Genomic DNA, 16,748 nt, shown 5'->3' on the forward strand with positions numbered 1-16,748 from the left:
GGCGGGATTCAATGCAATTCGCCGAAAAGCAGTAGAAATGTAATAAATTCATGCGCTCAGCTCCGTTATCGACGTACCCTGACTTCGCCTGGAATAGAGCCCGACGTAAAAAAGATTTGATGGCGCTTTCAAATTTTTCCGATTTCAACTATCATGCAATCCGAGTGCGGATCGAAATGGCCGGGGAGGAGACCGGTGTTTCCCGAGGAATCCGCAGGGAGACGGTATGTTCCGATGAATTTGAAAGAGTTCGCCAAGGCCATCGGCATGAGCCAGACGACGGTGAGCCGTGCACTTTCGGGTTATCCCGAGGTCAAGTCCGAAACACGCCAGCGGATCCTGAAGCTTGCTCAGGAACACGGCTATCACCCGAACCGGTCGGCTGCTGGTCTCGCCACGGGCCGCGCGGGCGCTGTCGGCATCGTGCTGCGCGAAGGCAAGAGCTTCGACCCGAACACTACGGAATTCCTCGCCGGCCTCGGCAGCCGGCTCGAAAGCCGCCAGATCGATATCATGATCGCGGTGGTGGAGGACCGGGAAGGTGAGCTTGCAGCCTATCAGCGCCTGGCTGCCTCCAAGCGCGTGGATGCAGTCATCGTGCATACGCCCACCATCGACGACGAGCGGATGGATTTTCTCAAGAAGCTCAACATGCCCTTCGTAGTGCATGGGCGGGGTGAGGATGATGGCGGGTATCCCTGGCTCGACATCGACAATTACGATGCCGTCTATCGCGCGACATCCTATCTCTCCGATCTCGGTCACAAGCGGATTGCCATGATCAACGGCAACAACGGCGATGTGTTTGCCGAGCATCGCGACCAAGGCTATCGCAAGGCACTCAAGGAGCACGGGCTGCCCCTCAGGACGGAGCTGATCACCTTCGGCCAGTTCACCGACGATTTCGGCTATCGCTCGATGCAGGACTTCCTCAGCCAGAAGGCGCCGCCAACGGCGGTGCTCGCGGGCTCGATGATGACGGCGCTCGGGGTCATGCGCGCGGTGCGGTCCGGCGGGCTGATGCTCGGCAAGGACATTTCGCTGATCGCGCATGACGACGTGTTCAACTACATCAATGCCGACAACATGGTGCCGACTGTCTCGACCACGCGTTCGTCAATGCGCGATGCGGGCGTCCGGATCGGCGATATCCTGCTGCAACTGCTCGCGGGCCGGGACCTGACCAACCACGCCGAAATCTGGCCGGTCGAGCTGGTGCTGCGGCAATCGACGGCGCCACCGCCTCATGAACACTGAGGACTCATCGATCAAAGCCAAACGACGACGGCGGCTTAGCGCGCCGCTTTACGACTGGCTCAAATGTGAAGATAGGACTTAACTCGACGTTAAAGCCTCTGAGCCTACGGGTTGTACCACGGTTAAACTTAGAGGTGTTGCATGTATGGGAAGCTGTTGGTGGCCAGCTTGGCCGTCCTGCTATGTTCATGCAGTGAAAACAAGATTGATGAGAGCCTTGTCCAAGGAAATTGGAAGGTCGGAAAAGGGCGATGCGGCAGCGGTATCGAACTCACCTATCATGATGGCAGCCTGTCGATTTTGAACGCAAGCACGAACGAGCACGTTCCGGTGTTTGAAATCCTCTCGGCTGAGCGAAAGGGAGATGAGGCCTGGATTCAATACCGCCCAGTCCTCACGAGCAAGCCGGCCAAGGTCGCCGAGGTCGTCTTCCGCATCGATGACAAGAAGTATGTGGGAGTCCGGTTGTTTTCCGGCCAGGAGATTGCTGCAATTCCCGGAGCCCAGCAGGCTTTTACGTGGACGCGCTGTCACGTCTGAGCCTTTTAGGCCGACCTATTCGATCCAGAAATAGACGCGGCGGACCGCGAGTGTTGAGCGCTCACTCCGTTTGCATTGAAAAGCCTCTATGATCACAACTCATTGATCAAGGCCGGATGAATCGGTTGCATAGCGTCCTGTGTGGACCATCAAGCCAAATTAATAGGTCTTGATATCAGACCGAAGCGGTAATGCCGCCATCGACATAGAGCATATGGCCGTTGACGAAGGACGACGCATCGCTTGCGAGGAAGACGGCGGCGCCGATTAACTCCTCCGTCTCGCCCCAGCGGGCGGCGGGCGTGCGCTTCCTCAGCCAGTCGGAAAATTCCTCGCTATAGACCAGCGCCTGGTTGAGCGGTGTCTTGAAATATCCGGGTCCGATGCCGTTGACCTGCAATCCGTGCTTCGCCCAATCCGTGCACATGCCGCGCGTCAGGTTCTTCACCGCGCCTTTCGTCATCGTGTAAGGCGCGATCGAAGGCCGGGCAAGTTCGCTCTGCACCGAGCCGATATTGATGATCTTGCCCCGCCCACGCGGGATCATGCGGCGGGCGACCGACTGGCTGACATGGAAGATGCTGGAAATGTTGGTCCGGATTAGCTCGTCCCATTTATCGGTCGGAAAGTCCTCGAGCGGCGCGCGATGCTGCATGCCGGCATTGTTGATGAGGATATCGATCGGGCCGATATGGGTCTCGATGCTTTCGATGCCGTTGTCGATCTGGCGGCGATCCGTCACGTCGAACAGCGAACCGCGCATTGCGATACCCTTGCCCTGCATCGTCTCTATGACCTTGGCAAGGCGGTTCGGGTTGCGGCCGTTGATGATAACAGTGGCGCCATGTGCCGCGAGCCCCTCTGCCATCGCCAGCCCTATACCCTGGGTCGAACCGGTCACCAGTGCAATGCGTCCGGTCAGATCGAACAGTTTCGAGGTCATGTCATGTCTCCGTTCGCGGCCAGTCGTAATAGCTCGAAGAGGGTGCGATGTGGAGTGGTATCTGGTTGCTTCTGGTGCGGTATGCTGGATAAATGGCGGCAATAGTGCCGGGGACCGCAGACCCGAAGCAATCTAAAAGGGAGGAAACAATAATGGATATTCAGCAGATCATCGGCGGCAAGCTCGTCGATGCGATTTCTGGCAAGACTTTCGACCGCATCGACCCGTTCAACGGCGCGGTGGCCAGCCGTTCCCCGGCATCAGGTATCGAGGATGTAAAGGCAGCTGTCGCCGCAGCCCATGCCGCTTTCCCCGCATGGTCAAAGACCGGCCCCGGCGAACGCCGCGCGCTGTTGAACAGGGCCGCCGACGTGCTGGCTTCGAAAGTAGGCGATTTCACGGAGTTGATGATCGCCGAGACCGGCGGCACCGGACCCTGGGCTGGGTTCAATACGATGCTGGCGGCAAGCATGCTGCGAGAAGCGGCCGGCATGACGACCCAGATTCAGGGCGAGATCATTCCGTCCGACAAGCCCGGTACGCTTTCCATGGCTATACGCCAGGCGGCGGGCGTCTGCGTCGGCATCGCGCCGTGGAATGCGCCGATCATTCTGGGTGTCCGCGCGCTCGCCATGGCGCTGGCCTGCGGCAACACTGTCATCCTCAAGGCTTCGGAAGCCTGCCCCGGCATCCATGTCACCATCGGCAAGGCGTTCTTGGAGGCCGGCTTCCCCGAAGGCGTGGTCAATGTCATCACCAACGCGCCTGCGGATGCCGCCGCCGTGGTCGAGGCCTTGATTTCGGCGCCAGAGGTCCGGCGCGTTAACTTCACCGGCTCCACCAAGGTCGGCCGGATCATCGGCGAACTTTGCGGCCGGCACCGGAAGCCGGCGCTGCTCGAGTTGGGCGGCAAGGCGCCGATGATCGTGCTCGACGATGCGGATGTCGATGCGGCGGTCAATGGCGCGATCTTCGGCGCTTTCGCCAATATGGGCCAGATCTGCATGTCGACCGAACGGCTGATCGTGCATGAAAAGATCGCCGATGAGTTCGTGGCAAAGCTCTCGGCCCGCGCCGCCAAGCTTCCGGCAGGTGATCCGCGCGGCCATGTCGTGCTCGGCTCGATGGTGACGATGGATGCTGCCGTGAAGATGGACGCTTTCATCGCCGACGCGACGGCCAAGGGTGCGTCGGTGACGGCGGGCGGGAAGCGTGGTCGAGGCGACCGTGCTCGACTATGTGAAATCCGGCATGCGCGCCTATGACGAGGAGAGTTTTGGTCCGGTCAAACCGGTCATCCGGGTCAAGGACGAGGAAGAGGCGATCCGGGTCGCCAACGACACCGAATATGGTCTCTCCGCCTCAGTCTACAGCCGCGATATCAGCCGCGCGATGGCGGTCGCGGCGCGTATCGAATCCGGCATCTGCCACATCAACGGACCGACCGTGGGCGACGAGGCGCAGATGCCGTTTGGTGGCGTCAAGGGCTCGGGCTACGGCCGATTCGGCGGCAAGGCGGCAATCAACGAATTCACCGATTTGCGCTGGATCACTATCGAGGACCCACACCAGCATTATCCGTTCTGAGCCTCAATTGACTTTCAGAGGTTGCCGAATTATACGGGCGGCAGGGATGGGAACCCCTGCCGCCCGCAGTCGCAAGACACGGTGAAGTTCCTGTTTTTGGACCCCGTTGTTGAAGTGTCCTTTGCCCGTCTTCGACGGGCGGCGCTTCAATGTCTGATTTCTCTTTGAGGCATTTGGCCTTGGCAATGCGGGCACCCAGACACGCCACATATGCCTGATAAAGAGGACAGTCATGGGACCTTCTCCCAAACTCCCCTCGCTTGACGTCCTGAAGGACCAGGCCAAGCGATTGCGTGATACCCTCAGCCGCCAGGGCACGGTGGTGAACCATTCAAAGGCGCTCGAACTGATCGCGGGCCAGTACGGTTTCCGCGACTGGAACACCCTGATGGGTGCGATCGGCAACCGGCCGCCGGTGCGGAGTTATTCGATTGGCGAGCAGGTGATCGGCCACTATCTCGGCCAGATGTTCACCGGCACGATCATCGCCGTCCAGACGCTGACCAGCGCGCATGGCCGCTATCGCGTGACCTTCGATTTCGACGAGCCGGTGGATGTCATCACCTTCGAAAGCTGGTCGGCTTTTCGCAAGCGGGTGACCTGCACGCTCGACGAGGAGGGCCGGACAGTGGAAAAAACTTCCAACGGTCGGCCGCATATGGTGCTGCAATAAAAAAGCCCCTCTTCGCGTGAAGAGGGGCATGCAACATCTCTCAATGAGGAACGCAACTATTCAGTTCGCGTTGCTCTTGGGCTTTTTCTTCTTCTTCAGGCCGTCAGCCGCACCCGCAAAAGCCGGCTTGGAAGGCTTGGCCCAATCCTTACCCGGACGATCCGACGGCGGCCGGTCGGCGAAGGGGCGCTCCTGGAATGTGCGCTCGCCGCCGGCGAATTCCGGCTTGCGGCCGAATTTCTTCTTGGTGTTGGTGGCGCCGAATTCTTCGGCGACGGAGTTGGACTTCTTGGCGTAGGCAGGCTTATCACGCACCGGACGTTCGGCCGAGGGCTTGCGGTCCTCGTACGGCTTGCGGTCACCTTCGAAATTGCGATCGCCGCCATGCTTGCGCTCGGCGAAGCTTTTCTTCGGTGCGCCGGAGGGCTTGGAAACATCCGGCTGGCCTTCGATCACGCTGATGCGGATGCCGCGTTCCAGCGTCTTGTTGGGGCCGACATTGTGCAGGAAGCCCTCGAGCGCATCCTGCGAAAGCTGCACATAGGTCTCGTCCTGGTGCATCTTGATCGCGCCGATATCGCGCTTGGTCATGTTGCCGGCGCGGCAGAGCAGAGGGATCAGCCAGCGCGGCTCGGCATTCTGCTTGCGGCCGACCGACAGCGACAGCCAGGTCGAGGGACCAAAGTCCTCGCGGCGCGGGCGCGGCGACTCATCGATCGGGAATTCGCGGCCTGCGCGCGCGGGCCGCGCATCCTGCACCGGGCCGATATCGATCAGTTCTTCCGGTGCGGAGCGGCCCGAGCGATAGAGCCGCACAAAAGCCGCGGCGACCTGTTCGGCGCCATGCTTGGCGATCAGGTTGTTGACGAAATCGCGCTCTTCTTCCTTTACCTTCTCGGTGAAGAGTTCGTCATTGAGCAGGCGCTCTTCGTCGCGGCTGTTGACTTCATCGGCCGACGGCGGGGCTGCCCATTGGACCTTCAACTGTGCCATCTGCAACAGGCGCTCGGCCTTGCGGCGGGCATTGCCCGGCACGATCAGCGCGGACACGCCCTTGCGGCCGGCGCGACCGGTGCGGCCCGAGCGGTGCAACAAGGTGTCCGGATTGGTCGGCAGGTCGGCATGGATGACGAGTTCGAGATTGGGCAGGTCGATGCCGCGCGCCGCAACGTCGGTTGCGATGCAGACCCGGGCGCGGCCATCGCGCATTGCCTGCAGCGCATGGGTCCGTTCGTTCTGCGAAAGCTCGCCGGAGAGTGCCACAACCGTAAAGCCGCGATTGTGCAGGCGGGACGTGAGATGGTTCACCGCCGCGCGGGTGTTGCAGAAGATGATCGCGTTCGGGGCCTCATAGAAGCGCAGAACGTTGACGATCGCATTGTCACGATCCGATGCGGCGACCGGCAGCGCGCGATATTCGATATCGATATGCTGCTTCTGCTCCGATTGCGTGGCGAGGCGCACGGCATTGCGCTGATAGTTCTGCGCCAGCGTCGCGATCGACTTCGGCACGGTGGCCGAAAACATCAGCGTCCGGCGCTCCTTGGGCGATGCATCAAGGATGAATTCGAGGTCCTCGCGGAAGCCCAGGTCGAGCATCTCGTCGGCCTCGTCGAGCACGACGGCACGGATTTCCGAGAGATTGAGCGAATTGCGCATGATGTGGTCGCGCAGGCGGCCAGGCGTGCCGACCACGATATGGGCGCCGCGTTCGAGCGCACGGCGTTCGTCGCGCATATCCATGCCACCAACGCAGGTTGCGATCGAGGCGCCTGCTTCCTGATAGAGCCAGGTCAGCTCGCGGGCGACCTGCAATGCCAGTTCGCGGGTGGGGGCGATGATCAGTGCCAGCGGTGCATTCGATCGGCCGAGACGTGCGGCGCCCTCGAGCAGCGTCGGTGCGATGGCGAGGCCGAAGGCGACCGTCTTGCCCGAGCCGGTCTGGGCCGAGACCAGCGCATCGGCGCCAGCGAGTTCAGGCCCGAGCACCGCCTTCTGGACCGGGGTGAGGTCGGTGTAGCCGCGCTTAGCCAAAGCAACGCCAAGCGGCGGCTCGATGCCTTCAAAATCGTTCATGTCTCGTCTTTCGGATGTCTCGCCCAGACATGGCAATACCAGACGCGGGCGGAATGAGCGGCGCTTGCGCCCGCAATGTGGCGCCTACATAGGCTGCATTCGCGGTATTGTACAGTGCGCTGGCGACATAGCTTGATTGCGCGGCACGCGCGAGGCGAAACCCTGAGGCTAGAAGCGGGATTCGTTATCCTTGGCGAGGCGCTCGATCGCATCGGAATCCGGCACATATTTCCCGGCTGCGGCATCCCAGGTATAGGTCACGTTGATCTCCCTCTTGCCCAGTTGAGCGGGCGCGAGATCGGCGCAGACCTCCTCGATCGCGGAGGTCGTGTCGTTCACAGTGACCTTGATCGGCGCATAGGGCTTGCCTTGCGAGGGATTGGCTGCGTAGGCGATGGTCTGCTGGCGATCGACGCCGCAATTGCGCTCGCCGAACAGCATCGCCGTGTCGATGAGTTCGAGTTTGTCGTTGCGCACCATGATCATCGACTGCGTGACATAGCTCTGGCTCGAATTGAAATGCGAGCTCATGGTCAGGATTACATCCGAGCCATCGGCGACCGGCATCAGGGCCTGATCGAAGAAATAGGTGCTCTGGTCGAAGCCGATATCGGCCGCATCGAGAAGCACCGGCTGGTGGGCGACATCGTAAAGGGCCAGCACCGCGACGCCTTGCGCGGTCTGCGCTGCCTGCGCGAAATCGAAAAGCACCAGCAGGCGATCCTTGCCGTCGGCCTTCATCATGACGCGGGCGATGTCGTAGAAGCCGAAGGAGGTCGCATCCTCGTTCTTATAGCTAGGCCCGGCAATGTGCCTGATCTTGATCCGCTTCGTGCCGGCATAGCCGTTGCCAGTGTTCCTGATGTCGGGCACGAAATGGCGGGCGAGATCGAGATAGGTCGTGACGCCGTGGACAGACACGGCATTGTCGGGTGCCGGGAATTCGACATCGGCGGCCAGCGCTGGCGCCCCCGCCCAGGCAAGGAAAATCACAAGAACGACAAGTATGCGCTTGAACGATGACCGCATGCCCCACTCCAAGATGTCTGGGGCTAGAATAGATAAGCGGCGCGGCATCGCAACCGTAAAATAGATTCCGGTTGACATTATCGTTCATGAAATGTTCTTATTGGCGTGCTATCTGGCATCGACCAGGCAAAAGGGAGAAGACAATGGCACACGGAACATTCGGCTGGAATGAACTGATGACCTCCAACATCGAGGCGTCCAAGGATTTCTACAAGCGCGTGGCGGGCTGGACTTACCAGGACATGCCGATGGGGGACATGGGACCCTATACGCTGGCTTTCGTCGCCGGCAATCCGGTGCCCGTCGCCGGCCTCATGCCCTGGCCCGAAACCCAGCCGGGCAGCAACGACTGGTTCGCCTATATCAACGTCGACAACATGGACGCTGCGACTGAGGCCGCGACTGGAGCCGGCGGCACGGTGGTTCGGGAAAAATTCTTCATCGAAAACACCGGCTGGATCGCCATCGTCAAGGATTCGGCCAACACCATGATAGGCTTTCTCGAGCCGGCACCCATGTGATGATTGAGTACGCTTCATCGGCGGATGTCTTGCGGACATTCGCCGATGTCGCGGAAGGCCGCTGGGCTTAGTTCAGCGGCTACACCGATATATCGACCACGCCGCAGTCGCCGGCTTCGGAGGCGAAGGCGAGCAGCTTGCCGTTTTTCGACCAGGCCATGGATGTGATCGCACCTTTGCCGGGGCGGCGCAGCAGCGCTTCCTTCTGGTCGGCGATGCGGACGCCGAGGATCATGCCGTCGATGAAGCCGATGGCGAGGACATCCTCCGTATGATGAAACTGGACGGCCGTCACAAGAATATTGGCGCGGGTGCCGAGTTCGAGCGGCGCCTTGCCCATAGGTCCGTCCTTGGCGGCGAACGGCCAGACAATCGCCGCCGGCGCACCCGATGACGCGAGCCACTTGCCCTTCGGTGCCCAGGACATGGATTTGATCTTGGCCGGATAGCCGGTCATCCGCATGTGGCGGGTTTCCTCGCCCGGCTTGCTGTCGAGCTTCCAGCCGTGGAGCGCGTTTTCCTGCATCGATGTTACCAGGAACCGGCCGTCTGGCGAGAAGGTCACATCGTTATGCGCGCCCTTCCATTCCAGATCGACGGGCGCGCCATTGGTGCCGGCCCAATGCAGCGTGACGCCGTTATAGCGGGCTGCAGCGATGCGCAGACCTTTTGGTGCGAAGGCAACGCCTTCAACCGAGCGCTGTTCGGTGAAGTCGCGGCTCCTACCGTCGGAGGTGACGACCGTCGCTGTCTTGCCCGTGGCATAGCCGACCGCACCGGAGGGACCGGGTGCGACGGACGTGATCCACTTGCGTGGCACTTCGGCAATCATCTTGATGCTGCCATCGGCGGACAGGCGCAGAACCTTGCCATCCTCGCCGCCTGATATGATCGAATTGGTCGCGGCATCCGTCACACTGGCCAGCATGCCCTGATGCGCCTCGGTGACCTGGTGGCCCATATCAAGGCGGTGGAAAGTGCCTGTGGATGAGGCGAAAAACGGCACGTCACCCAGGAAATGTGCGCCCAGCACATGGCCGTCGAGATCGAGGGGGGCAACGGTGGGCATTCATTCTTCTCCAAATGGACTTAGGTGCTTCGGCCGGCTTCCGTCCATTGCGAGCCGGCCGCCTTTTGTCAAGGCGGCCGTCAAAACCGGTCCTAGGAATGTCGACGCTGCCTGTGTGCCGGTGGCCGGCCGGTGCATCAGGCCGCGCAGGCCATGAAGCTTTCCTCGATCTTCTTGCGGTCGAGATCGCGGCCGATGAAGACGAGCTTGCTCTCGCGCTTCTCGCCATCCTTCCAGGCACGCTGGTGGTTGCCCTCGATGATCATGTGGACGCCTTGCACCACGTAGCGCTCGTCGTCCTGGTCGAAGGCGATGATACCCTTCAGGCGCAGGATGTTGGGGCCCTGCACCTGGGTGATTTTCTCGATCCAGGGGAAGAATTTCTTCGGGTTCATCTCGCCGCCGCGCAGCGAGATCGACTGTACGGTTACATCATGGATGGCGGATGGCGCTGCGTGGTCATGCCCATGATGGTCGTGATCGTGGCCATGGTGATCATGATCATGATCATGGTCGCAATCCGGACCGCAGACATGGTCTTCATGGCCGTGTTCAAGGAATTGCGGATCGTTCTCCAGCGCGCGCTCCAGATCGAATGCGCCGAGATCGAGGATCTTCTTGAGGTCCACATTCGAGCGCTCGGTGTGATAGATGCGGGCCGACGGGTTGATGACGCGGATGACCTGCTCGATCCTGTTCACCTCTTCCGGGCTGACGAGGTCGGTCTTGTTGAGCAGCACGACGTCGGCAAAGGCGAGCTGGTCCTCGGCTTCGCGAGAATCCTTGAGGCGCAGCGGCAGGTGCTTGGCATCGACCAGCGCCACGACGGCGTCGAGCTGGGTCTTGGCGCGCACGTCGTCATCCATGAAGAAAGTCTGCGCCACCGGCACGGGATCGGCAAGGCCGGTGGTTTCGACAATAATCGCATCAAAGCGGCCCGGGCGGCGCATCAGGCCCTCGACGACGCGGATCAGGTCGCCGCGCACGGTGCAGCAGATGCAGCCGTTGTTCATCTCATAGATCTCTTCGTCGGATTCGACGATGAGATCGTTGTCGATGCCGATCTCGCCGAATTCATTGACGATGACGGCATATTTCTTGCCGTGGTTTTCGGTCAGGATGCGGTTGAGCAGCGTCGTCTTGCCGGCACCGAGATAGCCGGTGAGCACGGTGACGGGAATGGGCTTTGCAGTGGCAGCTTCGGTCATGATCGCCTCGGGGGACTGATGCGGGGAACAGGAGTTGGAGTGTTATATAGGAGAGGTTTGCCCGCCGCGCAAATGGACGCGTGGCAAGGATTTCCTCAATCCAACGACTGGGTCGGCGGCGCTTGTTGAGATCAAAGAGGTTTTGTTCGTCCTGATCTAAGTTCGTCAAGGGCCTTTTCTGAAAACCTATCGAGTTCGCCATTCTTGATGTCTCTCTCGATCGCTGCGTCAAAATGATTAAACGCCGAAACCTCAAACCCATCCACGTCCTCGACGAGCTCCACCAACCCCTTCACCGCATGCGCCAATAGCGCCTCGCCTTTCTCAGCCGTAGCCTTGGCCGCATTCCCCGCCGCGCCATCGGCGTTGAGGTCGCGCATCGTCCAGCCGAAGGCGTGTTGGCCATAAGCGCGGAGGTGATGAAATTCCTTCGCATAGGTCGATTGCGCCGAGGCGAAATCCTGTGCCTTCGCCATATCCACCTTATCGGGCGCGATGGCCAGCATGACGGATGTCTCGATATCGCCGCCGTGGATGTCGATCGCCTTGGCCTCGGGCGATATCACACCTTCCGGCACGCTGAAGCGCGTCCAGCTTGTCGCGACGCAGAGCATGTTGAAGCGGATGCGGGCCTCCGTGGCGACGATGGTCATCAATGGCGAATTGCCGCCATGGGCGTTGAGCAGGATGAGTTTCATGATGCCGCGGCTTGCGAGATCGCCGGCCGTCGCCAGCCATTTCTCGATCGCTTCGCCATAAGCCAGTGATTTCGTGCCGGGCCGGTCGAGATGTTCCGGCGAATAGCCGACCGGCTCGGCATCGAGGAAGATCACGTCGAGGTCGTCGGGCAGGGCGTTCCGAAGCCGGTCGGCGACGGCTTTGGCGATGATCGTGTCGGTGTCCAGCGGCAGGTGGGGTCCGTGATACTCGTGGGCGCCGAGCGGCAGTATCGCTATGGTCCGATTGCCTTTCTCAGCCTTGCCGCCAGTCATTTTCGCGTGCTGCCTCTTGCCATTGCCTTCGGCCTTACGTCATACATTCAAAGAATTTAAATTCAAAGCCGGGGCGGGGAATGTCGAAGAAGGACAAGGAGCGGAAACGCGATAAGGGTGAGAAGGAGAGCGCTCCCCGCCTTGCCGGCGCGTTGCAGTCGGATATCACGCGTGCCTCGCGCCACATGCGCACGTTCCTCACCAACGCATTGTCCACCAGCGGCGTCTATGCGGGGCAGGATGGCGTGATCCTGGCGCTGGCGGAGACCGACGGGCTGACGGCCGGCGCGATCGCCGAACGGCTGGGCGTCAAGCCGCCGACCATGACCCGGACGCTGGCGCGCATGGAGGCCCAGGGGTTCCTCAAGCGCGAGCCCGACAGTGCAGATGGCCGGCAAATGCGCGCCGTGCTCACCGATGCGGGCCGCAGACACGTCCATGCGATCGAACTCGCGGTCAAGGCGACGGAGAATTTCGCCGTCGATGGCCTCAGCGACAAGGAAGTCAGGCAGTTCCTGAAAGTGCTGCGCAAGATCAACCGCAATCTCGGGGTGGTGGAGCCCGAAGAGGATGGTTTCGGTGAATAATGGGTGCAACTGGCGCGAGGATTGTTGCGGCAGGCCGATAATGTGCTAACTCAATCGATTTAGGAGGATTGTCGGGCGGCTTAGAAGGGCTGGCCGGCAAGCGAATGGGAGGCCAGATGGCCCAGAAGATCAAACTGTCCACGATTGCCGAAACACTGGGCGTCTCCACGGCGACCGTTTCGCTCGCGCTGAGGGACAGTCCGCTGGTGGCCGCCGCGACCCGCGACAAGATCAAGGACCAGGCCCGCGCCCTGGGCTATATCTACAATCGCCGCGCGGCCAGCCTTCGCACCTCTCGTTCCGGCATTATCGGCGTCGTGGTGCACGACATCATGAACCCGTTCTACGGCGAAATCCTCAAGGCTATCGAGAGCGAGCTCGACCGCAGCCAGCACACGTTCATTCTCTCCAATCACTACGATTCTGTCGAAAAGCAGCGCAATTTTCTCGAGACCATGCTGCAGCTCGGCGGCGATGGCATCATCATCTCCCCGGCAATCGGCACGCCGCCGGAAGACATCGAGCTTGCCGAGGAAAACGGCATGCCGCTGATCCTTGTTGCCCGTACGATCGAAGGCGTCAACCTGCCGGCCTATCGCGGTGACGACAGCTACGGCATTTCGCTGGCAACGAACCATCTCATCTCGCTCGGCCACAAGGTGATCGCCATGATCGGCGGCACCGACCAGACATCGACCGGCCGCGACCGCTACCAGGGCTATGTCAATGCGCTGCAGAAGGCCGGCATGACCGTTCTGCCCGAGTTGCGCATCCCCGGGCCGCGCACCCGCGAGGGCGGCTTCGAGGCGGCGGTGCATTTCCTGTCTCTGCCACAGCAGCCGACGGCCGCCGTCTGCTGGAACGATCTCGTGGCGATCGGCCTGATGAACGGCATCGCACGTGCCGGGCTGATTGCCGGTGTTGATATTTCCGTGACCGGATATGACGACCTCGAAGAGGCCGCGATCGCCACGCCGGCGCTCACCACCGTCTGGAACGGTCAGTCGGAAGTCGGCCGCATGGCGGCGCGCGCGCTGCTCGATCGCCTCGCGGGCAGCCACGAGCCCGACGGCCTCCATCTCATCAAGCCGGAAATGCGTATCCGCCAATCCACCGGCCCCATGAAACCCAGAAAATAGCGGTATCCTGACATGACAACTCTGCTCCTCATCGGCAAAGTCAATTCGCGCGTCCGCGAACGGCTGACCGGGCGCTTCGAAATCCTCGAACTTCCGAGCGCCAGGGCGGAGGATGTGACATCGGATATGGCCGCCAGGGTGACTGGCACGGCCTCGTTCAACGCGATGCCTGCGTCATTGATGGATGCGCTGCCGAACCTGAAGATCATCGCCAATTTCGGCGTCGGCTATGATGGTGTCGATGTCAGGCACGCGGCGTCGAAAGGCCTCATCGTCACCAACACGCCCGATGTGCTCGACGACGAGGTCGCGGATACGACGATTGGCCTGCTGCTCAACACACTGCGCCAATTCCCGCGCGCCGAGAATTATCTGCGCGAGGGTCGCTGGGTTAAGGACGGCGCTTTTCCATTGTCGCCGCTGACGCTGCGCGGCCGTCGCATCGGCATGTACGGCATGGGCCGCATCGGCCAGCAGATCGCCAAGCGGCTCGAGGCCTTCGGCGTCCGGATCAGCTACTACACGCGTTCGCCCCGGAACGACGTGCAATACGATTACTTCCCTTCGCTCAAGGAACTGGCAACGGCGGTCGATACACTGGTCTGCATCGTGCCGAAGACGCCTGAAACCCGCCAGACCATCAACAGCGAGATTCTCGCGGCACTTGGCAGCAATGGCGTGCTGATCAATGTCGGACGCGGCTGGACGGTGCATGAGGGTGACCTGATCGACGCGCTCGAAGGCAAGGTCATCGCCGGCGCCGGTCTCGATGTGTTCGAGGACGAGCCGAATGTGCCCGAGGGTCTCCTGAAGTTCGACAATGTCTCGCTTCTGCCGCATGTCGCATCGGCATCGGTGGCAACCCGGAACGCGATGGCCGATCTCGTCGCGGACAACCTGATCTCGTGGTTCGAACACGGCAAGCCGGTCACGCCGGTGCCGGAGACGCCGTTCAAAGGGTGATTTGTCGCATCTGCTCGTTGGTATCCTGTTAACCCTGCCGCAAGTTTTGCAGTGCATGATTTCCGCTGTCGGGAAATTCCTCTCGAACCCCAAAAGGGAGCGGATCATGGCAATTCGCGTGCTCATAGCAGGTGTTGCGGCAATCGGTGGACCGCTCTGGTGGTTCTCGCCCGCCCATGACACCATCGCGACCGACGCAATCGTCACGGCTTCCGTGCCTCATAGTGGGCAACGGGAATTCACCGTCTCCAACATGGAGAACCGTACCGCTTGCCTTATCGTGCGCGGGGCGACCACCACGCAACGTTCGAGCGCGGTGAGCGCCGGAGAAGATTGCTCGATTGTCTGGCCTAGCCTGGTCGAGGCCCGAAACTGGACCGACAATGGCGACGGCACCGTGGTGCTGACGGACAGCCATGGCGAGCAGGTTCTCTCGCTTGTTGTCGGCGACGGCGTCGATTTCGAGTCGCTTGAACCTTCGAATGCCGTCCTGGCGCTGACAGCCGTGAACTGACTAGAGACGGGCGGTCTCAGTGACCGCCGCCGCCAGCAGCCTTCGGAACGGGCTTGGGCTTGCTCAGCAACATCGTCATCAGCACCAGGCTGGCAAACAGTGTTGTCAGGATCAGGAAGACATCCATGAACGACAGGATGTAAGCCTGCTGCTGCACCATTCCCGAGACCTGCTTGAGGGCGATTGAACTGCCATCCATGCCGAGCCCGTTGAACTTCGCCGTCAGGTTGGCGATCATATCGGTTGCGGCCGGGTTCGCCGGGTTCACGTGCTCGGCAAGTTGCGAATAATGCGTACTCGTCTGGTGTGTGAGGATCGTGTTGATCAGCGCCAGGCCCACCGCGCCGCCGAGGTTTCGGGTGAGGTTGAACAGGCCCGAGGCGCCTCTGATCTTGTCGATCGGCAGCGTGCCGAGCGCGACATTGTTGATCGGCACCATGGCGAGCATCATCGACGAGCCGCGCAGGATCTGCGGGATCAGCAGTTCCCAGAAATCCCAATCGGCGGTCATGTGGCTCATCATCCAGGTGCCGGTGGCAAAGCCTGTGAAACCGATCGCCATCATCGCGCGAGGATCGAGCTTGGCCGACAGGAAGCCGGCGATCGGTGCAGTGAAGAACATCGCGAGGCCCGAGACGAACATCGTCTCGCCGATCATCAGGGAATCGTAGCCCCGGATGCGGCCGAGATAGAGCGGATAGAGATAGGTCAGACCGTATAGGCCGATGCCCATGACGAACGAGAACAGCGAGCCGAACGAGAAATTGCGGTTGGTGAAGGCCCGGAGATCGACAATCGGAAAGTCCTTCGTCAACGCCCGGTAAAAGAAGATAATGCCGCCGACCGTTGCCGTGACAGCGCAGATCGTGATGATCTCGTCGTCGAACCAGCCCTTGATGTTGCCCTCCTCGAGGAAATATTCGAGCGAGCCGAGAAACACGGCCATCGCGGCGAGGCCGATCCAGTCGAACCGCTTCATCAGGCTATGTTCGGGCTTGTCGAAATCGATGAGGAACCATGTGGCGGTCGCGACCATAATGCCGGGAATGACATTGATCAGGAACAGCCAGTGCCAGGAGAAAGCGCTCGTGAGATAGCCGCCGACCGTGGGGCCGATCGTCGGTGCCAGCGTGGCGACGAGGCCGATGATCGGCGAGACGATGGCGCGCTTCGAGGGTGGGAAGATGATGAAGGCCGCCGCGAAGACCGATGGGATCATGCCGCCGCCTATAAAACCCTGGATGGCACGATAGACGATCATCTGGTCGATATTCGTCGCCGTTGCCGCGAGCGCGCTGGCGGCCGTGAAACCGGCTGCCGACAGCGAAAATAGCACCCGGGTGGACAGCACCCGGGCGAGCGTGCCCGAAAGGGGGATCATGATGACTTCGGCGATCAGGTAGGAGGTCTGGACCCACGCGACTTCATCATTGCTTGCGGACAAGCCCGCCTGGATATCGGCCAGAGAGGCAGAGACGATCTGGATATCGAGGATCGCCATGAACATGCCGAAGACCATGGCAAAGAAGGCCAGGACTTCGCGTGTCGTGACCTGGCGTTCGCCGGGCATGGTTGAAGGCGAAGGTGCCGCAGGCTTGGGCGGCACAGGAAACTGATCGACGGTTGCTGTGGCCATCGTGGCCTCCCTTT

General features: G+C 61.0%; 14 protein-coding genes and 2 pseudogenes. 9 read left to right on the plus strand and 7 right to left on the minus strand.

Annotated features, from left to right (window positions below; all coding sequences use genetic code 11):
* The first annotated feature begins 234 nt into the window (after positions 1-234).
* Both ACSQ26_RS27795 and ACSQ26_RS27800 read left to right on the plus strand, forming a co-directional pair.
* Complete coding sequence (locus ACSQ26_RS27795) at positions 235-1,257, plus strand: LacI family DNA-binding transcriptional regulator (RefSeq protein ID WP_436014724.1); 1,023 nt, start codon at positions 235-237, stop codon at positions 1,255-1,257.
* 141 nt (positions 1,258-1,398) lie between these two features.
* Positions 1,399-1,797 (plus strand): hypothetical protein, encoded by a 399-nt coding sequence (locus ACSQ26_RS27800; protein ID WP_436014726.1) that lies wholly within the window; start codon positions 1,399-1,401, stop codon positions 1,795-1,797.
* A gap of 175 nt (positions 1,798-1,972) precedes the next feature.
* Here ACSQ26_RS27800 and ACSQ26_RS27805 read toward each other — a convergent pair whose 3' ends face one another.
* Positions 1,973-2,740, minus strand: coding sequence for an SDR family oxidoreductase (locus ACSQ26_RS27805; RefSeq protein ID WP_436014728.1), 768 nt, complete (start codon positions 2,738-2,740; stop codon positions 1,973-1,975).
* A 152-nt stretch (positions 2,741-2,892) separates the two neighbouring features.
* On the opposite strand from ACSQ26_RS27805, the pseudogene ACSQ26_RS27810 reads away from it, so the two are divergent.
* Together ACSQ26_RS27810 and ACSQ26_RS27815 are read left to right on the plus strand one after the other, a co-directional pair.
* Positions 2,893-4,327 (plus strand): annotated as a pseudogene (locus ACSQ26_RS27810) (aldehyde dehydrogenase).
* 232 nt (positions 4,328-4,559) lie between these two features.
* Complete coding sequence (locus ACSQ26_RS27815) at positions 4,560-5,000, plus strand: glyoxalase superfamily protein (protein WP_436014730.1); 441 nt, start codon at positions 4,560-4,562, stop codon at positions 4,998-5,000.
* A gap of 60 nt (positions 5,001-5,060) precedes the next feature.
* Here ACSQ26_RS27815 and ACSQ26_RS27820 read toward each other — a convergent pair whose 3' ends face one another.
* Positions 5,061-7,076 (minus strand): DEAD/DEAH box helicase, encoded by a 2,016-nt coding sequence (locus tag ACSQ26_RS27820; RefSeq protein WP_436014731.1) that lies wholly within the window; start codon positions 7,074-7,076, stop codon positions 5,061-5,063.
* 168 nt (positions 7,077-7,244) lie between these two features.
* Entirely contained in the window at positions 7,245-8,105 is an 861-nt protein-coding gene (locus ACSQ26_RS27825) for a hypothetical protein (RefSeq protein ID WP_436014733.1), read from the minus strand.
* A 143-nt stretch (positions 8,106-8,248) separates the two neighbouring features.
* Here ACSQ26_RS27825 and ACSQ26_RS27830 point away from each other — a divergent pair, with 143 nt between their 5' ends.
* Positions 8,249-8,626, plus strand: a complete 378-nt coding sequence (locus ACSQ26_RS27830) for a VOC family protein (protein ID WP_436014735.1) — start codon at positions 8,249-8,251, stop codon at positions 8,624-8,626.
* A 79-nt stretch (positions 8,627-8,705) separates the two neighbouring features.
* Here ACSQ26_RS27830 and ACSQ26_RS27835 read toward each other — a convergent pair whose 3' ends face one another.
* The 3 genes and pseudogenes from ACSQ26_RS27835 to ACSQ26_RS27845 form a co-directional block, all read right to left on the minus strand.
* Positions 8,706-9,695, minus strand: a complete 990-nt coding sequence (locus tag ACSQ26_RS27835; RefSeq protein WP_436014737.1) for a WD40 repeat domain-containing protein — start codon at positions 9,693-9,695, stop codon at positions 8,706-8,708.
* A 137-nt stretch (positions 9,696-9,832) separates the two neighbouring features.
* The gene (locus ACSQ26_RS27840; protein WP_436014739.1) at positions 9,833-10,903 is read right to left on the minus strand and encodes a CobW family GTP-binding protein; all 1,071 of its coding nucleotides are present in this window, start codon (positions 10,901-10,903) and stop codon (positions 9,833-9,835) included.
* A gap of 245 nt (positions 10,904-11,148) precedes the next feature.
* Positions 11,149-11,895: pseudogene (locus ACSQ26_RS27845) on the minus strand (creatininase family protein); the annotation flags it as partial.
* An 80-nt stretch (positions 11,896-11,975) separates the two neighbouring features.
* Between ACSQ26_RS27845 and ACSQ26_RS27850 the strand changes: the two are divergent.
* The 4 genes from ACSQ26_RS27850 (at position 11,976) to ACSQ26_RS27865 (ending at position 15,098) form a co-directional block, all read left to right on the plus strand.
* The gene (locus tag ACSQ26_RS27850) at positions 11,976-12,482 is read left to right on the plus strand and encodes a MarR family winged helix-turn-helix transcriptional regulator (RefSeq protein WP_436014741.1); all 507 of its coding nucleotides are present in this window, start codon (positions 11,976-11,978) and stop codon (positions 12,480-12,482) included.
* A gap of 116 nt (positions 12,483-12,598) precedes the next feature.
* Positions 12,599-13,621, plus strand: coding sequence for a LacI family DNA-binding transcriptional regulator (locus tag ACSQ26_RS27855; RefSeq protein ID WP_436014743.1), 1,023 nt, complete (start codon positions 12,599-12,601; stop codon positions 13,619-13,621).
* A 12-nt stretch (positions 13,622-13,633) separates the two neighbouring features.
* Positions 13,634-14,584 (plus strand): 2-hydroxyacid dehydrogenase, encoded by a 951-nt coding sequence (locus ACSQ26_RS27860; RefSeq protein ID WP_436014745.1) that lies wholly within the window; start codon positions 13,634-13,636, stop codon positions 14,582-14,584.
* A gap of 106 nt (positions 14,585-14,690) precedes the next feature.
* Positions 14,691-15,098, plus strand: coding sequence for a hypothetical protein (locus ACSQ26_RS27865; RefSeq protein WP_436014747.1), 408 nt, complete (start codon positions 14,691-14,693; stop codon positions 15,096-15,098).
* Positions 15,099-15,114: 16 nt separating this feature from the next.
* Here ACSQ26_RS27865 and ACSQ26_RS27870 read toward each other — a convergent pair whose 3' ends face one another.
* A complete protein-coding gene (locus tag ACSQ26_RS27870) occupies positions 15,115-16,734 on the minus strand; it encodes a DHA2 family efflux MFS transporter permease subunit (RefSeq protein ID WP_436014749.1) in 1,620 nt (539 codons plus the stop codon).
* Positions 16,735-16,748 lie beyond the last annotated feature (14 nt).

The sequence above is a fragment of the Rhizobium sp. LjRoot254 genome, assembly GCF_964254105.1.
In the GTDB taxonomy this organism is placed as follows: Bacteria; Pseudomonadota; Alphaproteobacteria; order Rhizobiales; family Rhizobiaceae; genus Rhizobium_E.